Below are 25,524 nucleotides of genomic sequence, written 5' to 3'. Positions count from 1 at the left end.
ACGGTTTTATCTATGAAAAATTAATATTTTCCTACAAAAAGCCGTTTGGCGTTGGTCATAAACAAGGTGATAATGTGCAGTTACATTTTTACGCTATGATTTAACACCTATGTCGCATATTTCTGTCTTACTTTCCGAGACCATTGAGAGCTTATTGGCAGATCGCACAACTGGGGTGTATATCGATGCAACCTTTGGAAGAGGTGGGCATACCCGTTTATTGCTTTCTAAACTTGATGAAAATGCGCGAGTGTACGCATTTGATAAAGACCCTCAAGCATTGGAAGTTGCTGCTGCTTTGGCACAAGAAGATTCAAGATTTACCATCATTCATGCCAGTTTTGCTGATATCAAAGAGAAGATGCAGGAAATTGGCGTGATGAGTGTTGATGGAATCATGGCTGATCTAGGGGTTTCATCTCCTCAACTTGATCAGGCAGAGCGTGGTTTTAGTTTTATGCAAGATGGTCCGTTGGACATGCGAATGGATAATTCTAAGGGTTTAACTGCGGCTGAGTGGTTACTTAAAATTGAAGAAGAACAATTAGCAAATATTATTTATCAATATGGTGAAGAGCGTTATAGTCGACGTATTGCTAAAGCCATTAAACTAGCTGGAAAACTAGAAACGACCGCTCAATTGGCGGAAGTTGTTAAAACTGCTCATCCAAAATGGGAAAAACATAAACATCCAGCGACACGTGCATTTCAGGCTATTCGAATTGCTATTAATAAAGAGCTAGAAGATATTGAACTGTTTTTGCCGCAAGCTGTAGACTTACTAAAACCGGAAGGACGTTTGTCTGTTATTAGTTTCCATTCTCTTGAAGATCGACTGATTAAGCAGTTTATTCAAAAAGAATCTACGTTAGCAGAAGATTTCGGTTGGGGAATGCCTGAGCAGCGAGTAGATACAAGAAGATTAAAGAAAATTTCACGGGTTCGTGCGAGTGAAGAAGAAGTAAAAGCGAACCCTCGTTCACGTAGTGCATGGCTTCGGGTTGCTGAACGCTTGGAAGAAAAAGGCGCGTAATGAAAAGCAGTGATGAAATCGCAACCACAGAAAATAACGTGGTGAAAAAAGTTGTTGTGTATACAGTATTGGTGGCGCTTGTTTTTATAAGTGCCATGATGGTGGTATTTCAAGTATTTGAATATCGTCATGATTATAGAGAGCTTAGCTCTTATATGCGTGAACGTGATGATCTCAATGCTGAATGGGGGCGTTTGCTCATTGAGCAACAAACCTTTGGTGCAACGGCACAGATTGGTACGCGTGCTGTAACTCAGCTACGGATGTTTTCTCCACCGGCTGCAGAAACGGTGGTAATTTCTTTACCAATGACCTCAGAGCAAAATAAGTAAGGCCTTGCTGTATGGTAGATAAGCGAACAAAACAAACACGGAAAAAACAGCAGTCTATTTCGGAAAAACCAACTCTTGCCTTTGATATGTGGCGGTTTTATCTGCTCTGGGCAGTAGTGCTACTCTGTTTTGTTGTTTTAATTGCGCGTGCATTTTATGTACAAGTAATTAATAAGGATTTTTTACAAAACAAGGCCAATGCCAATATTTTGCGTACTGAGCGTGTGGAAGCCATGCGTGGCGTGATTAGTGATCGCCATGGGGTACCTTTGGCAATTAGTACACCGATCATGAAAATCGTAATGGATCCACGTGATTATTTCGATACGAAGCACTTATATGACCAAATTACAGAAGAATTAAAGAAAGATCCGAATAATCGTAAATTAAAAAGACAATTACCCGATAAAAATTTGAATCTTAATGAATTGGCGGATGTTGTTGGTTTAGACCGTGCCGATCTTAAAAAACAGATGAATGCACGACCGCGTTCTCGTTATCTGGTTTTGAAGAAAGAAATACCGCCGCAACAGGCAGACCTCATTACGAAGGGTAACTTTCAAGGGGTCTATGCCGAGAAAACGTATAAGCGTTATTATCCTCAACCACAGCCAAATGCCCAGATTATTGGTTTAACCAACAGTGAAGGCCAAGGGATTGAAGGCTTGGAAATGCAGCTCAATAAACAGCTGTCGGGTGTGGATGGTGAGCAAAAAATTATTCGTGATAAGCGCGGAAACCGTTTAAAAGTTTCAGAGGTTATTCGTGAGGGTGAACCGGGCGAAAACATCACTTTAAGTATTGACTCCCGTTTGCAGTACATTATGTACCGTGAATTAACAGCTGCTGGTGTTGCAAATAACGCTCGTTCGGCAACAGCTATTGCTGTAGATGTTAAAACTGGCGAAATTTTGGCAATGACCAGTTGGCCGTCATATAACCCAAATGACAAAAACGGTTTATCTAATAAAGATGCCATGCGTAACCGCGGTGCGATTGATATGTTCGAACCGGGTTCAACCATGAAGCCATTTACTGTTTCTGCGGCACTGGAAACTGGACAATATACGCCAAATACGATTGTAAACACCTCTCCGGGTTCAATGCGTTTAGGTTGGCATACGATTCGTGATACCCATAATTATGGTGCATTAACTGTAAGTGGCGTGATTATCAAGTCTTCAAACGTGGGTTCTGCAAAAATTGCGTTGTCGCTTCCAAAGCAAACATTGCCGAGCTTCTTTAATCGCGCGGGCTTTGGTAAACGTTCGGCTGTGAAGTTCCCAGGTGAAAGCTCAGGTTTGGTACTACCGGTAAGTAAATTAAATTCTTCCCAAATTGGTACTATGGCTTATGGTTATGGTCTAAATGCGACTATTCTCCAGTTGGCGCAAGGCTATGCAATGCTTGCAAATCATGGCGAGAAAATGCCTTTAAGCCTGCATAAGTTAGATCAGGCACCTAAAGGTGAACAAGTTCTTGCTCCAAAAATTGCCGATCAGGTTTTGCTCATGCTAGAGCAGGTGACTATGCCTGGTGGTACTGCAAAACAAGCTAATATTCCAGGTTATCGCGTGGGTGGTAAAACTGGTACGGCGCATAAACTTCGTGCAGACCGTAAAGGTTATTCAAATAATGAATACCGTGCTTTATTTGCTGGTGTTGCCCCAATTAGTGACCCGCGTTTAGCCGTTATTGTTGTGGTTGAAAACCCGCAAGGCCGTTATTACGGTGGTTTGGTTGCTGCCCCTGTTTTTGCACGCATTATGCAAGAATCATTGCGCTTAATGAATGTGCCGCTTGATAAGCCCCTTGATACTCCAGAAAACCCTATTCGCAGGTAAGCTATGTCTGTTTCTTTTCGAGAAATTAATCCAGTCGAGATTGATGCACAGTGGTCTAAGCAGCCTTTTCGTGGCTTTAGTTTAGATAGCCGTAAGGTTGAGTCAGGCCAAATCTTTATCGCCTTGACCAGTTATAGCCAACCTGAAAAAACGCGTATATTTGCTGAGTCAGCTTTAGCCAATGGTGCACTTGCTATCATTAGCGAGACTGAGTTGGGTTTGGAAAATGAGTGGGTATGTCCTGATGTGCGTCAACGTATGGGTGAGTGGCAACAGCGTTATTTGCAGCAGATAGATTCAGTTGCACCAGCACGTATTGTTGCAGTGACAGGCACAAACGGTAAAACGACAATTTCACGTCTAATTGCTGAGTTAATTAGTTCGCAACAACAGCAATGTGCAGTGATGGGAACTACGGGTAATGGTATTTTGCCAGACTTAACACCATCAACGCATACCACACTTGATGCTTTACAATTACAAAATGCGTTACATGACTATGCTAAACAAGGTGCAACTTTTGCGTCTTTGGAAGCAAGCTCACATGGTTTAGAGCAGGGCCGTTTAAATGGTTGTGCTATTGAAATTGCTGTTTATAGCAATTTGAGCCGTGATCATCTGGATTATCATGGGACTTTAGAGGCTTATGCTGAAGCTAAGGCTCTTTTATTCCGCTTCAGCTCTTTAAAAGTGGCTGTTATTAATCTGGATGATGAGTATGCTGCTCTAATGATAAATGCAGCAAAACAAAATCCTGCTCAGCCAAAGATTCTGACGTATTCGCTTACTCAAAATACAGCAGATTATTATATTAGTGACCTAAGTTACAGTTTGGCAGGGGCGACTTTTAATTTAGTCAGCCAGCAAGGTTCTTTTGCTGTTCAAAGTCCATTATTGGGACATTTCAATGTCGAAAACTTGATTGCAGCACTTATTGCTGTTGAGCAAGCAGGTTTTGATTTAGAAGCATTAGTCGCTTTTGTCCCTCAATTGATTGGTGCGCCGGGACGGATGCAGGTCATTCGTGATGGTGAACGTTTATTTGTTGTGGATTATGCGCACACACCTGATGCTTTGATTCAGGTACTTAAAACTCTAAAACGTCATGTATCTAATCAACTTTGGGCGGTATTTGGATGCGGGGGAGATCGGGATCGAGGCAAACGCCCACTCATGACTCAAGCCGCTTTAGACGGCGCAAATCCGATTATTTTGACTTCAGATAACCCAAGAACTGAAGACCCTGAACAAATTTTTGCTGATATGAAGCAAGGAATCGATTTTTCAGGGCACCGTATGCATGAAATTCATGACCGCCGTGAAGCAATTAAATTTGTTGCACAGCAGGCTCAGGCTGGTGATATTGTTGTTATTGCTGGTAAAGGTCATGAAAACTATCAAGAAATTAATGGTGTGCGTCACTGGTTTGATGATGTTGTTGAAGTTCAATCAGCGATTGCTGCGCAACACCATACTGTAGACGCTGCTTACCCTGCACAATAGGACAAATTATGCATACTTCAACCACCAGTACCGTGCCTTTGGAACCGTGGACAGCTCAGCAATTACAACAGGCAACACAGGGCTACTGGCATAAAGACCAGATCCCTCAAACTGAAATTAAACGTATTTTGACGGACTCACGTCATGCGGAAACTGGGGATGTTTTTTTAGCACTTAAGGGTGAACGTTTTGATGCGCACGACTTTGTAGCTCAGGTTGCAGCGAATGGTTGTCAAATCGCAATTGTTGAACGCCCTTTAGATGTAGATATTGCCCAACTAGTTGTTGCCGACACTCGCTTGGCTCTCGGGCAACTTGGCGCTTATCGCCGTGAGCAAAATACACAACTAAAAGTGATTGCTTTAACAGGTAGTAGCGGTAAAACCACAGCTAAAGAAATGTTGGGAAGTATATTATCGCGCTTAGCACCGACACTAATCACCCGTGGTAATTTAAATAATGACCTTGGTGTACCCATGATGTTGCTTGAACTGAGAAAAGAACATCAGTTTGCTGTAATGGAACTAGGTGCAAGTCATCAGGGTGAAATTGATTATACTTCTAAGTTGGTGCAGCCGCATGTTGCAGGCATTTTAAATATTGGGACAGCTCATTTAGGCGAATTTGGCGGACGTGAAGGTATTTGCCGCGCTAAATCAGAAATTTATCGTCATATTTTACCAAATGGCGTTGCAATCGTTCCACAACAAGATGATTTTACTGCTGAAATTCATAAAGCTGCCCAAGCACATCGCATTTCTACATTTGGTGTAGGGGGTGATATTTATGCAACAGATATTGAATTATTGCCTCAATCAACAAATTTTACGCTGCATACACCGCAAGGGACGAGTACCGTTAAACTCCCTTTTGCCGGTGAGCATAATGTGCAAAATGCCACTGCGGCTGTAGCCTTTGCTTTGGCGCTTGGTATTGGACTTGAAGATATTGTTCAAGGTTTAGAGCAAGCTCAGGGGGCTAAAGGTCGTCTAAACTTTATTCAAAAATCTCCTTACTTATTTATTGATGATACTTACAACGCCAATCCAAATTCTATGCGTGCTGCTGCGCAAGTATTGTTGCAGCAACAAGGCATAAAAGTGATGGTAATGGGTGATATTGGTGAATTGGGAGATAGCAGTTGGCAAGAGCATCATGATTTAGGTCATGATCTTGCTCAGCTTCCTTTAGATCATATTATTGCAGTTGGGCAGTTTGCTTCAGCCGCGCTCGAGGGTGCAGACTCTCATTCCAATAAAGTGAAAGCATTTCAGACACAAGCTGAGGCGCTTCCATTTCTAATCAATCTAATCCAAACACATCAACCCCAGTCCATGAGTTTCCTGTTTAAAGGTTCTCGCTTTACTCATATGGAAACGTTGATGGCTGATTTGATGGAGAAACTTTAAATGCTGTTATGGTTGTTTGAACAACTTGCGGGCTATCACAGTTCGTTTCAGGTCGTTCGTTATTTAACATTACGTTCTTTACTCAGTGTATTAACGTCCCTGACCATTGGTTTGGTCCTTGGACCGATCATGATTCGTAAATTACAAGCGTTAAAATACGGTCAGGCAGTAAGTTCATTTGCTCCTGAAAATCATGCTAAAAAGATGGGTACGCCAACGATGGGCGGGATTTTAATTCTGCTTTCAATTGGGATTAGTACTTTACTCTGGGCTGATTTATCTAACCCTTATGTCTGGATTGTGCTTGGTGTAATGGTTGTGTTCGGTGCTGTAGGTTGGGCAGACGACTGGATTAAAATTCGCTATAAAGACAATGCAGGTTTACCTGCACGTAAGAAGTTTTTCTGGACTTCTGTTGCATCCCTTGGTGCTGGTATTGCGTTATATTTAATTGCAACTCAACAGTCCAATGCAGAACATACTGCAAATATGCTGGATTTATTGATTCCTTTCTTTAAGAATCTTTCAATTCCACTCTCAATTGTTCCTTTAGGCTTGGCATTTATTGTATTTACCTATCTAGTGATTAATGGTGCCTCTAACGCGGTTAACTTAACCGATGGTTTAGATGGCTTGGCGATCATGCCTGTTGTAATGGTAGCTACAGGCTTAGGTGTATTTGCTTACTTGTCTGGTGACATTCGTTTCGCTAACTATTTACATATCCCATATGTGAAATATACCTCTGAGCTTGTTGTGATCTGTTCTGCCATGATTGGCGCAGGTTTGGCATTTCTTTGGTATAACGCGCACCCTGCCCAAATCTTTATGGGTGATGTTGGTGCTTTAGCTTTAGGCGCGATGCTTGGAACAATTGCTGTCATGGTGCGCCAAGAAATCGTATTTGCGATTATGGGTGGTGTGTTTGTAATGGAGGCAGTATCTGTCTTCTTGCAAATTGGATCGCTGCGAATGCGTAATAAACGCGTGTTCTTAATGGCGCCGTTGCATCATCACTATGAAAAGCAGGGCTGGAAAGAAACCCAAGTTGTGATTCGTTTTTGGATTATTACAATTATATTAGTAGTTTTAGGTCTAATGACTTTAAAATTGCGATAGATCTTATTTTAGTGTCAATATAAAGCCAGTTCTACTGGCTTTTTTTATTGGAGAGATGAATGACAAAAGTTGCTGGTCTAGACCAATTATCTGTAATTAATCAAAAAGTGGTTGGTGAGGGTGAGGTATTACCTCGGGTTGTACTTAAAGATGGAAGTCAGGTACAAACAGGAACTGTCGCTACAATGCTGCATAATATTGAACTATATAATGCAGGGCAAAGAGGACAGATTGAAGAGGAATTAAAGATCGCAATTCCAACTTTAGTCAAGGTTGGTCTATTTGATTTATTTCAGGTAGACGAATGGATTAACGGAACAAATGCGGGGCGTACATTTGTGGGAATACAGGCGAAAATATATTTACAGCAAAAAGAACAAGAGAATAATTAAAAGTGACTAAGCAAATTTTAATGTGTCCTGTGTGTCGTCAATCTCTGGATTTAAATGAAAAAACTTGGCGATGTGAGCTGGGGCATAGTTATGATGTGGCTAAACAAGGTTATGTCAATTTACATGTTGTGCAACATAAACATAGTAAAAACCCAGGAGACACGCCAGAGTCAGTCGATGCGAGACGAGCTTTTTTACAAGGTGGTTATTACCAACCCTTACAACATGCTGTAGTCGCTTTATTAAAACAACTCGATGTAAAAACTGTACTTGATATTGGGTGTGGGGAAGGCTATTACACAAGTGCTATGCAGCAAGTGGCTGAGCAATGTGTTGGTGTTGATATTGCAAAAAATGCGGTACAGCGTGCAGCAAAGCTCAATAATGAGGTGACTTGGGTTGTGGGAACTGGTGCGACTTTACCTGTGCTTGATCAAAGCATGGATGCATGTACCAGTTTGTTTAGCCCAATTCCACAAGTAGAAATTGCGCGTGTTTTAAAAGATGATGGCTATTTAATTGTTGTCACGCCTGCCTCTGAACATTTATATGCAATGCGTGAAGCTTTATTTGAACAAGTTAACCCCCACACGCCAGAAAAGTTTGTGGAGCAGTTACAAGATTTGTTTGAACTCAAGCAAGAGCAAATTATTGATGCCCCTTTTGTGCTTGATCAACAGGCCTTAAAAAATCTAATTGCTATGACGCCTTATGCTTATAAAGCTTCTCCCGAACGTCGTTTGCAGTTAGAGCAGCAGTCGCAATTAGAAGTAACGGCCTCTTTTCAAATTTATGTCTTTCAGAAGCGTAATAAAGAAGCTAGCTAATAGACTATTTTTAAAGCGTAAAAAAAAGCCATCTAACGATGGCTTTTTTATTATTTATTCAATCTGATTAATCAGATTTTCTAGTTCATCTTTTTCTCGCTTAGGCGCGGGTTCTTGCGAAGGTTTTATGGCAGGAGGTGCAGCTTTTGATGGAATAACAATTTCTTCGCCAGGTAAATCGGCAAAGTCATTATTATTGTTGAGCTTCGGTTGTGGTGGTGCTGGACGATATAGCGGACGAGCCAATGGTGGAGCCGCGCGATAGGTTTTCTTGTCGCTAACTTCTACTACCGCTTGATTTTTGTCACGTGAAATAGGTGCTTGAGCATCTTTGTCGAGGCGAACCCAAGCTGATGGTGTACCTTCCAATGCTTGACCCATAAAGTTAATCCAGATCGGTAATGCAGCAATACCACCATACTCACGACGACCTAGTGTCGTCGGTTGGTCAAATCCAACCCACGTCACAGTAACTAACTTGCCGTTGAAGCCAGCAAACCATGCGTCTTTTGCATCGTTGGTTGTACCTGTTTTACCGCCTAAGTCATTACGACCAATTTTAAGCGCAGCACGGCCTGTACCATGTTCAATAACGTCTCGTAAAATATTAGCCATGTCATAAGCAGAACTTGATTTTAAAATACGCTGTGCCTGACGATATTCACTGTTCGCTTTATCAGTCTGTTTAAGATTAAGTTGCTTAGCTGCCTTTTCTTTCTGCTCTACATCTTTATTAGTAACTTCAATCACTTCATCGTCTGTTGTCGTCGTTTTTTGCTCGTCATCAGTTGTGTCAGGCGCGTTAATACATGGAATACATGCATATTCAGGTTTAGCTTCATAAATCACTTTACCGTATGCATCTTCAATACGTTGAATAAAGTGCGGTTGAATGCGATAGCCGCCATTGGCAAAAGTCGAATATCCCGTTGCCATTTGAATTGGTAAGACTTGAGGAGTACCTAAGGCAATGGTGTAGTTACGTGGAATTTGATCTTCTTGTAAACCAAAATCCATAAATAACTGGCGAGTACGTTCAATTCCGACTGTCTGTAAAAGACGTACAGATACGGTGTTACGAGATAAATACAACGCACGGCGTAATGGAATCATTCCTAAATAACGACCGTCTGAGTTTCTCGGTGTCCACTTACCAATCGTGATAGGACTATCATTAACCATACTGTACGGCGTCATACCGCGCTCTAGTGCCAATGCATAGACAAAAGGTTTAATCGTTGAACCCGGTTGGCGCCAGCCTTGTAAAGCACGGTTAAATTTCGATTGATAGAAATTATAACCACCTACAATTGCTTCAATTGAACCGTCGTTAGGATTGATTGCAATGAGTTGACCTTGAACTTTTGGAACTTGAACTAAAGACCATGCCGTTTTTGCTTCATTTGGACGTAAGCGAACAATATCTTTAACTTGAACAATTTGAGATGCACGGGAAGGAGCACCACCTACACTATTCGCATTGCGATAGGGACGGGCCCATGACATACCTGACCACTGTACAGTAACTGTTGTACCATCTTGCATTAATGCTTCAAAAGAGCTGCTATTTACCTTGGTAACTTGTGCAGGGTAGGTGTTGGCATATGCTCTAAATTCACTTAATGGTTTGTCGTGTGCTTCAGCACCGCGCCAGCCATGACGACGGTCATAAGCTTCAAGACCATCTTGCACAGATTTTTCAGCAATCGCTTGGCGTTTAGCATTGATGGTTGTATAGACTTTATAGCCAGAATCAATTGCTTGTTCGCCAAAATGTTTTACGAGTTCTGAACGAACCATTTCACCTGCATAAGGGTGAATATTATTTAGATCCCGATTGGGCATGTTGAGGTTGATCGGTTCAGCTACAGCTTTTTGATATTCTGCTTGAGAGATATAACCCAGCTGTAACATACGACCTAAAATCCAGTTACGACGTTCAAGTGCACGCTCTGGATTAACCACAGGGTTGTATTTAGAAGGCGCTTTTGGTAAACCTGCGATCATTGCCATTTGAGCAATGCTGAGTTCATTAATACTTTTGTTGTAATAAATTTTGGCTGCTGCTGCGATACCGTAAGCATTTTTTCCTAAGAAGATTTTATTCACATAGAGACTGAGAATTTCTTCTTTGGATAAATTTTGCTCAATTTTTCGAGCCAAAAAGATCTCGGTTATTTTACGTTTTAATGTTCTTTCTGGACTCAAATAATAGTTCTTTGCAACCTGCATAGTGATGGTTGAACCACCAGTTTGCACATCAGAACCCGTCACACTTTCACTTAAAGCGCGCCCTAAACCCTTAAAACTGATCCCGCTATGTTCAAAGAAAGAAGAGTCTTCTGCTGCTAAAAATGCATGAATAAAAGCAGGAGGAATTTGTTTGTATTCAACCGGAATAGACAGTTTACCACCATACTCGGCAATCAGTTGATTATCTGATGTGTAGACCTGTAGTGGTTTTAAAAGCGGAGCTTTTTTTAGTGAACTCATTTCTGGGAGCGATGGGGCGATATAGAGATACATGCCATAAAAGCCCATCGGAAGTGAGACTAAGATAATAATAATGATCAAAAAAATTGGACGCACGAAGCCCAAACTGGATAGCTTTTTCATGATAAGTAAGCTTTAATAAGATCGAATACAAACTAATTGTGGTCAGTATAGCCTTTAGACATGCGGATTGTTAGATGAGATATTGTATCCGTGTAAAAATAAAGACCTAGATTATTGGTTTGTAATTTTTTTTGGGGATAAAAAAATAATAGGACAATAGTGTGCTCAGGTTATATCGTAAACCGAATAAGGGGTTAATGGGTGTCGATATTAGTTCGACTTCTGTTAAGTTGTTAGAGCTCTCTGTTAAGAACGGTAAATATTGGGTAGAAAGCTATGCTTTGATGCCTTTACCCGAGAACAGTGTAGTTGAAAAAAATATCTTGAATCCAGAGGCAGTTGCGGAAGCTTTGGAACGGGCGATGAATTTAGCAAATCCCCAAACCAGTAACGCTGCAATTGCTGTTCCAACATCGACGGTTATTCATAAAACCATCGAAATGGATGCAGATATGAATGATGATGAGCGAGAAGTTCAGATTCGATTAGATGCGGAGCAGTATATACCGTTCCCTTTGGATGAAGTGAGCCTTGATTTTGAGGTTTTACCAGATCGACTGCCTAATCCAAACCGCGTGAATGTACTTTTAGTTGCAACAAGAACAGAAAATGTTGAAACACGAGTAGAAGTGCTGGAACTGGTGGACTTAACTCCTAAGCTTGCTGATGTAGAAAGTTATGCTGTCGAGCGTGCTTTTAGTGTATTTGCTGATAGCTTGCCAATGGGTGCAAATACCATTGGGATTTTAGATATCGGCCATACCATGACCACATTATCGGTTATGCAAAGTGGCAAAATCATTTATACCCGTGAACAAGTCTTTGGTGGTAAACAGCTTACTTTGGAAATTCAAAGCCGTTATGGTTTGTCTTTAGAAGAAGCGGGACGGGCTAAAAAAGAGCGCTCTTTACCAGATGATTATGACATCGAAATCTTAGAGCCATTTCTTGATGCTGTCGTGCAGCAAGCAGCTAGATCTCTACAATTTTTCTTCTCTTCATCACAATTCAATGAAATTGACCATATTTTACTCGCTGGTGGGAATGCCAATATTCCTGGGCTTGCTAAATTGTTGCAGCAAAAACTTGGTTACCGTGTGACCATTGCCAATCCGTTTTTACAAATGGGTTTTTCTCCTCAAGTCGACGTTCAAAAAATTGAAAATGATGCCTCATCGTTAATGGTGGCATGTGGCTTGGCTTTAAGGAGTTTTGATTAATGGCAACAATTAATTTACTCCCTTGGCGTGATGGGCTTAGGGAACAGCGCAAAAAACAATTTATTATTTTCTGTTTTGGGGTCGTTGTTTTGGGGATCACCACTGTATTTTCTGGGTGGTTTTATTTGAATCAAAAATTAAATGATCAAGAACAAGCTAATCAACTCATCACCAGTACAAACCAGAGTCTAGATCAACAACTTAAAACCTTAAATGGTCTGCAAGAACAGCGTGACGCTATTATCGAGCGTATGAAACTTATTCAGGGATTGCAAAGTCAGCGCCCTGTTGTCGTGCGTTTGGTAGATGAATTGGTACGTGTTACTCCTACTGCGATGTATTTGACTAAATTTAGTCGAACTGGAGATAAATTTACCATTGAAGGTAAAGCGGAAAGTCCAAATACGGTTGCGGAGTTATTACGTAATCTCGAAGCATCACCATGGTATCGCAATGCTTTTATGAACTCTTTCTTGGCGACTGAAGAGAAAAAAGATAAGACTGCGAGTTCGCTGCTTCCTCGAGTGGAAGATAGCTATGGCAGTTTTGTTGTGACTGTTGATTTGGGCGAAATGGGGGTGACTACAACAGATGATACCGCCAATACGTCTGTAAGTACGGATAAGGGGGCGGTTAAATGAGTCCGGATGAACTTCATGAGTTGTCGTTAGAGCAAGCTCCATCTAAGAAAAAAAAGATCACTTTAGAAAAATTTCTTCAGCAATTTAACACACTAGATATGAACAGCTATGGTAGCTGGCCATTATCTGTGAAAATTACTTGCTGGATTTTTATTTTCTTTGCTGTGTTGGCTTTGGGATATTTTGTTGTTATTCAGCCAAAGCTACAAGCAATTGATAATGCACAGGCACAAGAAAGTAATTTGTTGAATGAATTTCGAGAAAAAGATTCAAAATTGCGTAACTTGCAGCAATATCAGCTTCAACTTCAAGAGATGCAAGCAAACTTTAATCAGCAGTTAGAGCAACTGCCAAAAGAAACCGAAATTCCAAGTTTGGTTGAAGATATTAATTTAACTGGGGTGAATTCTGGCCTGAAGTTTAAAAATATCCGTTTAGAAGATGAAGTGAAGCAGGAAATTTTTATTGAACAGCCTATTACGATGGAAGCAACCGGCGATTATCACGCTTTTGGTGCTTTTGTCAGTAGTATTGCGGCATTACCACGTATTGTGACAATGCATGACTTTGTTGTAGAGGCTGCACCTGTTAAAGATAGTAAGTCAGATATTCCTGTACTTAATTATTCTATTAAAGCAAAAACTTATCGCTATATGGGCGCCGCAGAAAATGCTGAACATCCGGAAAACAACGCTTCGGCTTCAGTAGCACCTGTTTCCTCTACTGCTAATACACAGTCGAAATAGGAGCATTACAATGAAACTTAAGCAAATTTCTTTTTCTATTTTGGCATGTTTAGTTTTAGTCGGATGTGACTCGAGAATCGACGCTGTAAATCAGCAAATGGCAGATATACGTAACCAGCCACCACAGCCGATAGATCCAGCACCTGTTTTCACACCTGTACCACAATTTAATTATGCGGCTCATCAGCTAAAGAGTCCATTTTTACCAAGCTCACTTGCTGCTGAGCTCAAAATTATGGCAGGAAAACGGGTATATCCGAATTTCTCACGTGCACCTCAGCCTCTAGAAAGTTATGCATTAGAATCCTTAAACATGAAAGGAAGCATACGTAATAACCGTGGGCAAGTACTGGCTCTTATCCAATCACCTGATCAGCAAATTGAGCGAGTGCAGGTGGGGAACTATATCGGGATGAATCAAGGGCGTATTACCCATATTGGTCCAACCCAGATTGATCTGGTAGAAATTGTCCCCGATGGGCGCGAAGGCTATGTGGAGAGACCAAGAACCTTAGTGTTAATTGGACCCGCACCCTAAAATTTAGGGAATAACAAAGAAAAAGTATTTTTAAAGATTATTTAATTGGGGATGGTCAGACAATGAATCACGTATTCCGTCAGTTTTCTATGGGGGCTGTAGCCATTGCAGTTATGCAGGTTGCATCTGCACAGGTCAGCATGACCAATATTGTACCGACACAAATTGCAGGTCAGGGTACAGAAATTAGAGTTATGTTTAATGGTTTACCGCCGCAACCACAGGCATATCAACTTGAAAATCCTTCGCGTTTGATTTTGGATTTTAATAAAGCTCAGCAGACTTTGACACAGTCAAAAGTGGCAATTGGTACAAATGAAGCGAGCTCGGTCGATGTAAGTTCTGACGATCAGCGCTCACGTTTAACTGTAAATTTAAAAGAGGCGGGTGCGTTTACAACGCGCATAGAAGGCAATACTTTTATTTTAAAGATTAATTCAGCTCAAACGGCTATTAAACCTTTACCAACAAGTACGATGCAACCCCAAGGTGTTTCAAATATTGGCTTTCAGCGTGGTGATCAAGGTGAAGGGCTAATTGTTATTGATTTATTGGGAAGTAATACCCCTGTTGATGTTCAACAACAAGGCAGCAAAGTTGTAGTGAGAACACTAGGCTCTAAAATTCCAACTCATTTAGCTAAACGCTTAAATGTGAACGATTTTGCGACCCCTGTTTCTACCATCGAATCTTATAATGAAAAAGGCAATGGTGTTATTACGATTCAATCCACTGGTAGCTATGAATATATGGCCTATCAAGCGGAAAATAAACTCACCATTAGCTTAAAGCGTCCTCAGGACAAAAACGTAACTTCTTTATATAAGACGCCTAATTACTCTGGTAATAAGCTTTCTCTTGATTTCCAAGATATTGAAGTTCGTAGAGTTCTACAGTTACTTGCCGATTTTACGGGCATTAATATGGTGGCTGCCGATAGTGTGCAGGGCAATATTACTTTGCGATTGAAAGATGTTCCGTGGGATCAGGCACTTGATATTATTTTAAAAACTAAAAATCTGGATAAACGCAGAAATGGTAACGTTATTTGGATTGCGCCTGTTGCAGAGTTGATTAAGGCTGAAGAGGAAGAAGCTAAGGCTGTTGCTCAAAGTGTCAAACTTGCACCCTTACAAACTGAGTATATTCAACTTAAATATGCGCAAGCTCAGGATATTATGGGTTTAATTACTCAAGGCTCAAATAATAGTAATGGTTTACAACGGACTTCTGCTGGAGGAACATCAACATCTACTAACTTAAATACGGGTGTTGATAGTTTAGGCAATAATGTTGGGAGTTTGTTGAGTCCACGTGGAACAATTACTCAAGATGATCGCACCAATACCTTAATTATTAATGATACAGCACAGTCGATTGATCAAATTCGTAAAATGATTGATTTGTTAGATGTGCAAGTCAAACAGGTCATGGTTGAGGCGCGAATTGTAAGAGCATCTACTTCATTTACCAAGGAGCTTGGCGTTAAGTGGGGAATATTATCGCAAGGTGTGAACAGTAATAACAGTTTGTTGGTGGGTGGTAGTGATACGACGCTTTGGAATTTAAGAGAACCAGATGACAAAGGTAAATACACGATTGAACGGCCAGATAATTTAAACGTTGATTTGGGTGTTACCTCAGCCGGAGCCAGTAGCATAGCTTTTAGTTTAATCAGTATGTCTGATTTTATGTTGGATTTAGAGTTATCAGCATTGCAGGCAGATGGTTATGGTGAAGTGATTTCAACACCAAAAGTCATGACTGCAGATAAACAACGAGCTAGGGTGGCAACAGGTCAGCAAGTTCCATATCAAACTACAACTAATTCTGCTTCTGGTTCAACTGCCACAACTTCTTTTAAAGATGCGCTGTTAAGTTTGGATGTTACGCCAAGTATTACACCTGACGGTAAAATTCAAATGAAATTGGATATTTCAAAAGACTCGGTTGCCGATAGTGCGCCTAATGGTGAGTTAATTTTGAATAAAAATCAGATTAATACCAATGTATTGGTGAATAATGGGGAAACCGTTATTTTGGGTGGAGTATTTGAGCAGGCAACTTCTAATTCACAAACCAAAGTTCCTTTCTTTGGAGACCTCCCTGTAGTTGGCCGTTTATTTAGAAAAGATGTGAAATCTGATGATAAACAAGAGTTACTGATTTTCGTTACGCCACGAATTGTTAATGACACTTTGGTGAGAAATCATTAATATATTTTTCAATGAAAGCAATTGAAATAGGTGGCGCCTTGCCAAGCAAAGCGTTTGAAACCCTGCCAAATATTTATTTGGTAGGGCCCATGGGGGCAGGAAAAACAACCGTTGGACGTCATTTAGCCGAACTATTGGGGCGTGAATTTTTAGATAGTGATCATGAAATTGAGCGCAAAACGGGTGCTACTATTCCTTGGATTTTCGAAAAAGAAGGGGAAATTGGATTTCGTACTCGTGAAACCATTGTTTTGAATGAGTTGACTTCCCGTAATGCCTTGGTATTAGCAACTGGGGGCGGTGCCATCACTCAAGCGCCAAATCGTGAGTTTCTAAAGCAGCGCGGTATTGTTGTTTATCTTTACACTCCTGTGGAACTTCAATTACAACGAACGTATCGCGATAAAAACAGACCTCTATTACAAGTCGAAAACCCTGAACAAAAATTGCGTGATTTGTTAAAAACACGTGATCCTTTATATCGTGAAGTTGCTCATTATACGATTGAAACCAATCAGGGTGCTGCTCGTGATCTTGCTCAAAAGATTTTGCAACTTATTTTGTCTAACACGCTAATATAGCCAAACTTACTCGTGGTTTTATAAACTCATGCAAACTTTACATGTTGAATTAGGCGAACGCCGTTACCCTATTTTTATTGGCAGTCAACTTGATCCTAAACAGTTGCTTGAGCCTTATATTCATGGTCAACAGGTCATGATCGTGAGTAACGAAACGGTCGCTCCTTTATATTTGTCTCATTATCAAGAAGCGTTAAAAAGTTTGGGTAAAACTATAGCTACTTGTATTTTGCCTGATGGTGAAAAATATAAAGATATTCAACATTTAAATTTAATTTTTGATGCATTACTCGAAGCTGGGTTTAACCGAGACTGTACAGTTTTAGCTTTAGGTGGTGGTGTTATTGGTGATATGGCTGGCTTCGCCTCAGCATGTTTCCAGCGTGGTGTATATTTTGTTCAGGTTCCGACCACACTTCTTTCACAGGTAGATTCAAGTGTAGGTGGTAAAACTGGCATTAATCATCCACTGGGTAAGAACATGCTTGGTGCATTTCAGCAGCCTCAAGTTGTTTTAGCTGATATGGCTCAACTCAACACTTTACCAGATCGAGAGTTGTCTGCTGGATTGTCAGAAGTCATTAAGTATGCCTTGTTAGGTGATGCCGATTTTCTAGTTTGGTTAGAACAAAATATGGATGGCTTGGTTGGTCGAGATGCCAATCTTTTAGCAGAAGCTGTTTATCGTTCATGTGCCCATAAAGCCCGTATTGTTGCAAATGATGAAAAAGAGCAAGGCGAGAGAGCTTTACTCAACCTAGGTCATACGTTTGGTCATGCTATAGAATCTTACCTTGGTTATGGTACTTGGTTACATGGTGAGGCAGTTGCTACCGGCATGGTAATGGCAGCTGATTTATCACAGCGTTTAGGATGGATTTCGAGCGATGATGTAGAGCGTACAAAAAAAATTATTCAACGCGCTAATTTGCCGATATCATGTCCAAAAATTCCATTGGATGAATTCCTTGGATATATGGCACATGATAAAAAAGTCCTCAATGGTCAATTACGTTTAGTGTTGTTAAAGCAACTTGGACAAGCGGTAATTACTAAAGACTTTGATGTTGAACTCATGAAACAAGCTATTTTGGCAAATCAACACGGATAATAAATTAAGGTAACACATGACTGTATCACGTACACTTTGGCAGAATGTTCAACAATATATCTGGTTGGTGGGTGGTATCGTCTGCTTGTTTCTGGCTTTTATTTTCTGGGTAATGACTGATAGTAAGAAGCTTGTCGAAGTTGAAAAAGCAGCCGATTCAGACACACCAGTGCAAATTCAGCCAGAAAAAGTGGCAACAACGGCTAACTTGGGGGCTTTAGCTGATGAAGTTAGGCCTCTTGATTTAACGACTCGGACTGTTGTATCTGGTCAACATGAGGCAGAGTTCCGCGGTACAAAGTTTATTAACGAAAACAAGAAACAATGGACGCTTGAGCTGTTCCGTGCATCTGATGAAGATATTATTAAAAACTTTTTAAAGAATCGTTCAGACCGAAATAAATTTATCTACTTCCGATTAAGTGGAGAAAAGCAATCTGAACAATATGTTTTGACATATGGCGTATTTAAACGTTCTGAAGATGCAATTCAGCAGTTAACACAACTGAATCTTAATTTGCCTGAATCAATTAAGCCGCAACCTCAACAATTTTCGACTTATGTGCCACTCGTCAATGATTTGAGTGCGGATGAAATGAAAGGTGGGATTAGCCAAACTTATGAAGTGCGGTTACGCCCAGCTGCGTTGCCTAAAATTGATGAGTCTTTGCTGATGGGCACAGGTGTAAATGGGGCTATAAATACGCAACCTAAAGTGGCTGCTCCAGCAACGAACTCTACAACTCGGACAACCATTATTCGTCGAGATGCCGAGGGGAATGTTGTAGATGTACACCAGTCTAATTCTGCTGTTGATACTGCTAAAAAGGCTCAACAAAATCGTGCAACTGAAGCTCCTCCAAAAAATGCAACAAATGAGGGCGCAAGAGGGAACTAATGGTAAGAATAATTTGCACAAATATAGTGCAATAATAAGAAACACATATACTCTTTGACCAAGTGTGGTGCATATTTGGTCATTTATTAAAATGATAGCCTGAATAAAACTGATCTATTTTTAATAAATATAAACACTTAAGTTGTAATAACCATATTGGCATAGTTTTTGCTTTATTCTTGTGCTTATTAATGTACTGCTAACTATTTTGGCGCTCTAAAGAGTGAAGTCTATGCAGAGTCGTGGGGTCAAACTGCTTTAAAAGAGTGCGAAATAAGTCAAAACATTTTTCTAGCAAAAACCAGTGTACGCATTTATGGAACAGCGTATATTGGCTTATCAGCCCAAAATTTTTTTTTGCGAAACATTGAGCTAACTATCGTCCGTAGGCAATATCGCAGAAATAAGTTGTTTGTTTGACGCTCGAAAGAGCCTTATTGAAAGAAGGGTACGCTATGCACATGCCATCGCCTAATACTGTAGCTCCCGCTCAAGGTTTATATCAGCCTGATGAGTTTAAGGATAACTGTGGTTTTGGACTGATTGCCCATATGAAGGGTGAATCAAGTCATCATCTTGTAGAAACCGCGATTCACAGTTTAAGTTGCATGACGCACCGTGGTGGTATTGCCGCAGATGGCAAGACGGGAGATGGGTGCGGCTTATTATTGGCGATGCCAAAGCAATTTTTTCGTGATGAAGCAAAAAAACTGAGTGATATTACACTGAGCGAAGTTTTTGCTGTGGGTACGGTATTTCTAAATATTGATCCGGCATTAGCGCAACATTCTAAAAATATTTTAAATAAAGAAATTGAAGCAGAAGGCTTACGCGTACTGGCTTGGCGTGTTGTGCCTACAAATAACGATGCACTAGGTGAAATTGCACTTCAATCTTTACCTGCTTTTGAACAGGTCATTGTGAACTGTCCAATGGGTGTAACCGAAGTTGAGTTCAACCGTAAGCTATTTTTGGCGCGTCGCCGTGCGGAACAACAATTACAAAAAGATCCGTTATTCTATGTGACTACGCTTTGCTCTACAGTGATCACGTATAAAGGCTTGATGATGCCTGCTGCGATTGCTGAGTTCTATACAGACTTGGCAGACGAACGTTTAAAATCACACATCGTCGTGTTCCATCAACGTTTCTCGACCAACACTTTACCACGTTGGCCGTTGGCTCAGCCTTTCCGTTATCTTGCTCATAATGGTGAAATTAACACCATTACAGCAAACCGTAACTGGTCATTAGCACGTACTCCTAAATTTGAAAATCCATTGTTGCCGGGCTTAACGGAACTTAACCCGATGGTGAACCGTACTGGTTCCGACTCATCAAGCTTAGATAATATGCTTGAGATATTGGTCGGCGGCGGTATGGATTTATTCCGTGCGTTACGTATGCTCGTACCACCAGCTTGGCAAAACGTAGAGACTTTAGATGCGGACTTACGCGCATTCTATGAGTTCAACTCTAAGCACATGGAAGCTTGGGATGGTCCTGCGGGCTTGGTAATTCAAGATGGTCGTCATGCAATCTGTATGCTTGACCGTAATGGTTTACGTCCTGCACGTTGGGTAATTACTAAAAATGATTACATTACCTTAGCATCAGAAATTGGTGTTTGGGGTTATGAACCTGAAGATGTGGTTTCTAAAGGTCGTGTTGGACCAGGCCAAATTTTGGTAGTTGATACCTTAACAGGCAAAGTGCTTGATACAAAAGATGTAAACACTCATCTTAAAAACATGCGTCCGTACCGTGAATGGTTGCGTGATCATGCAATTCGCTTAAAGGCTAATCCTGAACTTGAAGAACAATTAGTTGATCAAGGTTTAACTGGCGATGCCTTAAAAGCAGCTCAAAAAATGTTTATGGTGACATTTGAAGAGCGTGACCAGTTATTGCGTCCAATTGCTGAAAGTGGTCAGGAAGCAGTAGGTTCTATGGGTGATGATACGCCAATGGCTGTATTGTCTCGTCAAGTACGTCATGTGACTGATTATTTCCGTCAACAATTTGCACAGGTGACTAACCCTCCAATCGATCCATTACGTGAATCGATTGTAATGTCCCTTGAGACGTGTCTAGGTCGTGAGCAAAATGTATTTGAGCAAGGTCCAGAGCACGCAGATCGAATCATTATTTCGAGCCCTGTTCTGTCTAACTCAAAAATGCAGCAAATCCGTAGTATTGATCGTGCAGGCTATGAGTCTGTTGACATCAATTTGAACTATGCTGAAGAAGAAGGTTTGCAAGCTGCGATTACACGTATTTGTGAAGAAGCGGCACAAGCAGTTCGTGATGGTAAAACTTTAATTGTTTTAACTGATAAAAATATTCGCCAAGGTTTCTTGCCTGCAAATGCAGCACTTGCAACAGGTGCGGTACACCATTACCTCATTAAAACTGGTTTACGTACTGATGCTAACATCATGGTTGAAACTGGTTTTGCACGTGATCCGCACCAATTTGCGGTATTACTTGGTTTCGGTGCAACCGCAGTTTACCCATACCTAGCATATGACGTGATCAATGATTTGATTGCTAAAGGTGAGCTTTTAGGTGATCCAATCCATGCGCAAGCGAACTTCCGTAAAGGGATTGAGAAAGGCTTATTAAAAGTTCTTTCAAAAATGGGTATCTCTACAGTTGCATCGTATCGTGGTGGTCAGCTTTTTGAAGCAGTTGGTTTGTCGTCTGAAGTTGTAGACCAGTGTTTCTTGGGTGTTCCAAGTCGTATTCAGGGCGCAACATTTGCTGACCTTGAAAAAGACCAGAAAAAATTAGCAGCTACAGCATGGTCAAATCGCAAACCGATTGATCAGGGTGGTTTGCTCAAATTCGTGTTTGATAAAGAGTACCACGCGTTCAATCCAGATGTGATTAACTCATTACATACGGCTGTTCGCTCTGGTAAGTATGAAGACTTTAAAGTATATGCTGAGTTAGTTAACAACCGTCCGGTTGCAACCATTCGTGACTTATTCAAGTTAAAAACAACGAATTCGATTCCAGTTGACCAAGTAGAGTCAGTTGCAGATATCTTGCCTCGTTTTGACTCGGCAGGTATGTCTTTAGGTGCTCTTTCTCCAGAAGCACATGAAGCAATTGCAATTGCGATGAATACAATTGGTGGTCGTTCAAACTCTGGTGAGGGTGGTGAAGATCCTGTTCGCTACGGCACAATTCGTAACTCGAAAATCAAACAGATTGCATCTGGTCGTTTTGGTGTAACACCTGCGTACCTAACTTCTGCCGAAGTATTGCAAATTAAAGTTGCTCAAGGTGCAAAACCCGGTGAAGGCGGTCAGTTACCGGGCGGTAAAGTAAATGGCTTAATTGCACGTTTACGTTACTCTGTACCGGGTGTAACGCTGATTTCACCTCCACCACATCACGATATTTACTCAATTGAAGATTTGTCTCAGTTAATTTTTGACTTGAAACAAGTTAACCCGAAAGCAATGGTGTCAGTAAAGCTGGTATCTGAACCAGGTGTGGGTACAATTGCCGCAGGTGTTGCTAAGGCATATGCTGACTTCATTACCATTTCTGGTTATGACGGTGGTACAGCAGCATCTCCACTTTCATCAATTCACCATGCGGGTTCTCCATGGGAATTAGGTCTCAGTGAGGCGCATCAAGCACTTCGCGTGAATGACTTACGTGGCAAAGTACGCGTACAAACTGATGGTGGTTTAAAAACTGGTCTTGATGTGATCAAGGCAGCCATTTTAGGCGCTGAGAGCTTTGGTTTCGGTTCAACACCAATGATTGCTTTAGGTTGTAAATATTTACGTATTTGCCACTTGAACAACTGTGCAACCGGTGTTGCAACTCAACAAGACCACTTACGTCAAGAGCACTATATTGGCGAGCCAGAAATGCTCATCAATTTCTTCCACTTTATTGCGGAAGAGACTCGTGAATGGTTGGCAGCTTTAGGTGTTTCTTCATTGAAAGACTTAATTGGTCGTGTTGATTTACTTGAAGTATTACCGGGTGAAACTGAAAAACATGCCCACCTTGATTTAAGTGCATTGTTAACGTCTCATCCATCTGCCGACGGTAAAGCACAGTACTGTGAAGTACAAGGTAATGCACCATTTGATAAAGGTGTATTGGCTGAGAAAATGGTTGAAGAAATGCTTCCTGCAATTGAATCAAGTGCAGGCGGTCAGTTCAACTTCAAAGTTGTGAACTGTGACCGTTCGATTGGTGCTCGTGTGTCAGGTGAAATTGCTCGTCGCTACGGCAACTTAGGCATGGAAGTGCATCCTGTAGTCATGAACTTAACTGGTACTGCTGGTCAGTCGCTTGGTGTATGGAACGCTGGTGGTTTGCACATCCGTCTTGAAGGTGATGCAAACGACTATGTGGGTAAAGGTATGGCAGGTGGTCGTATCTCAATCTTCCCACCACAAGGTTCGCCTTTCCAAACACAAAACACAGCAATTATTGGTAATACCTGTTTGTATGGTGCAACTGGCGGTAAGCTTTTTGCAGCGGGTACAGCGGGTGAGCGTTTTGCAGTTCGTAACTCTGGTGCATTTGCAGTAATTGAAGGCGCTGGTGATCACTGCTGTGAATATATGACAGGTGGTGTGGTGACTGTACTTGGTAAAGTAGGTCATAACTTTGGTGCGGGCATGACTGGTGGTTTTGCTTATGTACTTGACCTTGATAATGACTTTGTAGATTACTACAACCACGAATTGATTGATTTAAATCGTATTTCAACAGAATCTATGGAAGATCATAAAGAGTTCTTGTTGCGTATTATCGATGAGCATATCAAAGAAACAGGTAGTGCTTGGGCTTATAAAATCCGCAATGAGTTCGATTTCTACAGCCGTAAATTCTGGCTTGTGAAACCAAAGGCTGCTAATTTGCAAACGCTTTTGAAAACAACACAAGCTGATCCACAATAATTCCACGACTGCAACGACATAGGCAGGTGCGGGCAACAGTGAAATCCGCGCCTACCCACGGAGAGAGACATGGCAGAACGCCTAAATAATGACTTTCAATTTCTGGATGTAGCACGCCAAGATCCAGAGAAAAAAGATATTACTGTCCGCAAAGCAGAATTTGTGGAAATTTATAAACCTTTTACATCGGAAACTGTCGCTAATCAGACTCACCGTTGTTTAGGTTGTGGTAACCCATATTGCGAATGGAAATGTCCTGTACATAACTATATTCCAAACTGGTTAAAATTAATCGCTGAAGGCCAAATTTTCCAAGCTGCTGAGCTTTGCCATCAAACCAACACATTACCTGAGGTATGTGGTCGTGTATGTCCACAAGACCGCTTATGTGAAGGTGCTTGTACCTTAAATGATGGTTTTGGTGCAGTGACTATTGGTAATGCTGAAAAATATATTAACGACACAGCCTTCGCTTTAGGTTGGCGTCCAGATATGTCAGGCGTGAAATGGACTGACAAAAAAGTTGCAATCATTGGTGCCGGTCCGGCAGGCCTAGGTTGCGCGGATATTTTAGCTCGTGGTGGTGTTAAGCCAGTTGTATTCGATAAGCGTCCTGAAATTGGTGGCTTACTTACATTCGGTATTCCAGAATTTAAAATGGAAAAAGATGTAATGAAGCGCCGTCGTGAAATTTTCACAGGTATGGGCATCGAATTCCGCTTAAATACTGAAATTGGTACAGATGTCACCATTGATGAATTACTTACAGAATATGATGCTGTATTCATGGGTATGGGAACTTATACCTACATGAAGGGTGGCTTCCCAGGTGAAGATCTTGCAGGTGTTTATGATGCACTTGATTTCTTGATCTCTAACGTAAATCGTTGCCAAGGTTGGGAAAAAGACCCAAGCGAGTACATTAGCTTAGATGGTAAAAAAGTGATTGTACTTGGTGGTGGCGACACTGCGATGGACTGTAACCGTACTTCATTACGTCAAGGTGCTCATGATGTCACGTGTGCATACCGTCGTGATGAAAGCAACATGCCAGGATCTGCGCGTGAAGTAAAAAATGCCTATGAAGAAGGTGTGAAATTCTTGTTCAATCGTCAACCGATCGAAATCGTAGGCGAAAATGGCAAAGTGACAGGCGTTAAAGTGGTGACGACTCAAATGGGTGAACCAGATAGTCGTGGCCGTCGTAGCCCTGAACCAGTTCCAGGTTCTGAAGAAGTATTACCAGCTGATGCGGTTTTACTTGCATTCGGTTTCCGCCCAAGCCCAGCTGACTGGTTTGGTAACGCGAATATTAATCTTGATGGTTCAGGCCGTGTTGTGGCAGCTGAAAAGCAAGAGTTCAAATTCCAGACATCGAACCCGAAAATCTTTGCTGGTGGCGATATGGTCCGTGGTTCAGACCTTGTCGTGACTGCAATTTGGGAAGGCCGCCAAGCTGCTGAAGGAATCTTAGATTACCTCGGTGTTTAATCTAAAAAATTATTTTTAAAGTTTTTAATAAAGCCTGCTTGATGCAGGCTTTATTTTTACCGCTAGTCAC

At 41.2% G+C, this 25,524-nt stretch carries 19 protein-coding genes; 18 read left to right on the top strand and 1 reads right to left on the bottom strand.

Features of this window, described 5'->3' with window-relative positions; genetic code table 11:
• The first annotated feature begins 109 nt into the window (after nucleotides 1-109).
• From rsmH to ACLBWE_RS03195, 8 genes are read left to right on the top strand one after another with little or no spacing between them, the layout of a single operon-like run.
• Nucleotides 110-1,033: a 16S rRNA (cytosine(1402)-N(4))-methyltransferase RsmH gene (rsmH, locus tag ACLBWE_RS03230; protein ID WP_005044059.1), complete on the top strand. Its 924-nt coding sequence runs from the start codon at nucleotides 110-112 to the stop codon at nucleotides 1,031-1,033.
• The gene (gene ftsL / locus ACLBWE_RS03225) at nucleotides 1,033-1,365 is read left to right on the top strand and encodes a cell division protein FtsL (RefSeq protein WP_003653828.1); all 333 of its coding nucleotides are present in this window, start codon (nucleotides 1,033-1,035) and stop codon (nucleotides 1,363-1,365) included. Before rsmH ends, ftsL begins: the two co-directional genes overlap by 1 nt.
• Before the next feature lie 11 nt (nucleotides 1,366-1,376).
• Nucleotides 1,377-3,209 (top strand): penicillin-binding protein PBP3, encoded by a 1,833-nt coding sequence (gene ftsI, locus ACLBWE_RS03220; RefSeq protein WP_447601146.1) that lies wholly within the window; start codon nucleotides 1,377-1,379, stop codon nucleotides 3,207-3,209.
• 3 nt (nucleotides 3,210-3,212) lie between these two features.
• A complete protein-coding gene (locus ACLBWE_RS03215) occupies nucleotides 3,213-4,712 on the top strand; it encodes a UDP-N-acetylmuramoyl-L-alanyl-D-glutamate--2,6-diaminopimelate ligase (RefSeq protein WP_447601144.1) in 1,500 nt (499 codons plus the stop codon).
• Nucleotides 4,713-4,720: 8 nt separating this feature from the next.
• Entirely contained in the window at nucleotides 4,721-6,121 is a 1,401-nt protein-coding gene (locus ACLBWE_RS03210; RefSeq protein WP_003653823.1) for a UDP-N-acetylmuramoyl-tripeptide--D-alanyl-D-alanine ligase, read from the top strand.
• Nucleotides 6,122-7,240, top strand: a complete 1,119-nt coding sequence (mraY, locus tag ACLBWE_RS03205) for a phospho-N-acetylmuramoyl-pentapeptide-transferase (protein ID WP_003653822.1) — start codon at nucleotides 6,122-6,124, stop codon at nucleotides 7,238-7,240.
• A gap of 59 nt (nucleotides 7,241-7,299) precedes the next feature.
• The gene (locus ACLBWE_RS03200) at nucleotides 7,300-7,632 is read left to right on the top strand and encodes a DUF7709 family protein (RefSeq protein WP_447601141.1); all 333 of its coding nucleotides are present in this window, start codon (nucleotides 7,300-7,302) and stop codon (nucleotides 7,630-7,632) included.
• A gap of 2 nt (nucleotides 7,633-7,634) precedes the next feature.
• Nucleotides 7,635-8,459: a putative RNA methyltransferase gene (locus ACLBWE_RS03195; RefSeq protein ID WP_447601139.1), complete on the top strand. Its 825-nt coding sequence runs from the start codon at nucleotides 7,635-7,637 to the stop codon at nucleotides 8,457-8,459.
• Between the two features lie 54 nt (nucleotides 8,460-8,513).
• On the opposite strand, the gene ponA is transcribed toward ACLBWE_RS03195, so the two are convergent.
• The gene (ponA, locus tag ACLBWE_RS03190; protein WP_447601137.1) at nucleotides 8,514-11,075 is read right to left on the bottom strand and encodes a penicillin-binding protein PBP1a; all 2,562 of its coding nucleotides are present in this window, start codon (nucleotides 11,073-11,075) and stop codon (nucleotides 8,514-8,516) included.
• 161 nt (nucleotides 11,076-11,236) lie between these two features.
• Here ponA and ACLBWE_RS03185 point away from each other — a divergent pair, with 161 nt between their 5' ends.
• The 10 genes from ACLBWE_RS03185 to ACLBWE_RS03140 all read left to right on the top strand — a co-directional run bounded on the left by ACLBWE_RS03185 (nucleotide 11,237) and on the right by ACLBWE_RS03140 (nucleotide 25,454).
• A complete protein-coding gene (locus ACLBWE_RS03185; protein ID WP_198496579.1) occupies nucleotides 11,237-12,295 on the top strand; it encodes a pilus assembly protein PilM in 1,059 nt (352 codons plus the stop codon).
• Nucleotides 12,295-12,936 carry a PilN domain-containing protein gene (locus tag ACLBWE_RS03180; RefSeq protein ID WP_347019403.1) on the top strand — a complete coding sequence of 214 codons (642 nt, stop codon included), beginning with the start codon at nucleotides 12,295-12,297 and terminating at the stop codon, nucleotides 12,934-12,936. Before ACLBWE_RS03185 ends, ACLBWE_RS03180 begins: the two co-directional genes overlap by 1 nt.
• Nucleotides 12,933-13,682, top strand: a complete 750-nt coding sequence (gene pilO, locus ACLBWE_RS03175) for a type IV pilus inner membrane component PilO (RefSeq protein ID WP_045433421.1) — start codon at nucleotides 12,933-12,935, stop codon at nucleotides 13,680-13,682. Before ACLBWE_RS03180 ends, pilO begins: the two co-directional genes overlap by 4 nt.
• Before the next feature lie 10 nt (nucleotides 13,683-13,692).
• On the top strand, nucleotides 13,693-14,220 hold the full coding sequence (locus tag ACLBWE_RS03170; protein ID WP_003653811.1) for a pilus assembly protein PilP: 528 nt from the start codon (nucleotides 13,693-13,695) through the stop codon (nucleotides 14,218-14,220).
• A gap of 62 nt (nucleotides 14,221-14,282) precedes the next feature.
• Nucleotides 14,283-16,436 (top strand): type IV pilus secretin PilQ, encoded by a 2,154-nt coding sequence (pilQ, locus tag ACLBWE_RS03165; RefSeq protein WP_447601133.1) that lies wholly within the window; start codon nucleotides 14,283-14,285, stop codon nucleotides 16,434-16,436.
• Nucleotides 16,437-16,447: 11 nt separating this feature from the next.
• Complete coding sequence (gene aroK / locus ACLBWE_RS03160) at nucleotides 16,448-17,017, top strand: shikimate kinase AroK (protein WP_003653807.1); 570 nt, start codon at nucleotides 16,448-16,450, stop codon at nucleotides 17,015-17,017.
• A gap of 28 nt (nucleotides 17,018-17,045) precedes the next feature.
• A complete protein-coding gene (gene aroB / locus ACLBWE_RS03155; RefSeq protein WP_003653806.1) occupies nucleotides 17,046-18,128 on the top strand; it encodes a 3-dehydroquinate synthase in 1,083 nt (360 codons plus the stop codon).
• A 16-nt stretch (nucleotides 18,129-18,144) separates the two neighbouring features.
• Nucleotides 18,145-19,026 (top strand): hypothetical protein, encoded by an 882-nt coding sequence (locus tag ACLBWE_RS03150; protein WP_447601130.1) that lies wholly within the window; start codon nucleotides 18,145-18,147, stop codon nucleotides 19,024-19,026.
• Between the two features lie 461 nt (nucleotides 19,027-19,487).
• The gene (gltB, locus tag ACLBWE_RS03145) at nucleotides 19,488-23,963 is read left to right on the top strand and encodes a glutamate synthase large subunit (RefSeq protein ID WP_171058514.1); all 4,476 of its coding nucleotides are present in this window, start codon (nucleotides 19,488-19,490) and stop codon (nucleotides 23,961-23,963) included.
• A gap of 69 nt (nucleotides 23,964-24,032) precedes the next feature.
• Nucleotides 24,033-25,454, top strand: a complete 1,422-nt coding sequence (locus ACLBWE_RS03140; protein WP_447601128.1) for an FAD-dependent oxidoreductase — start codon at nucleotides 24,033-24,035, stop codon at nucleotides 25,452-25,454.
• Nucleotides 25,455-25,524 lie beyond the last annotated feature (70 nt).

It is taken from the genome of Acinetobacter sp. M5A5_2a, assembly GCF_053345265.1.
Note: the sequence above shows the minus strand (reverse complement) of the source record. Positions and strands in the feature narration are given on the sequence as shown.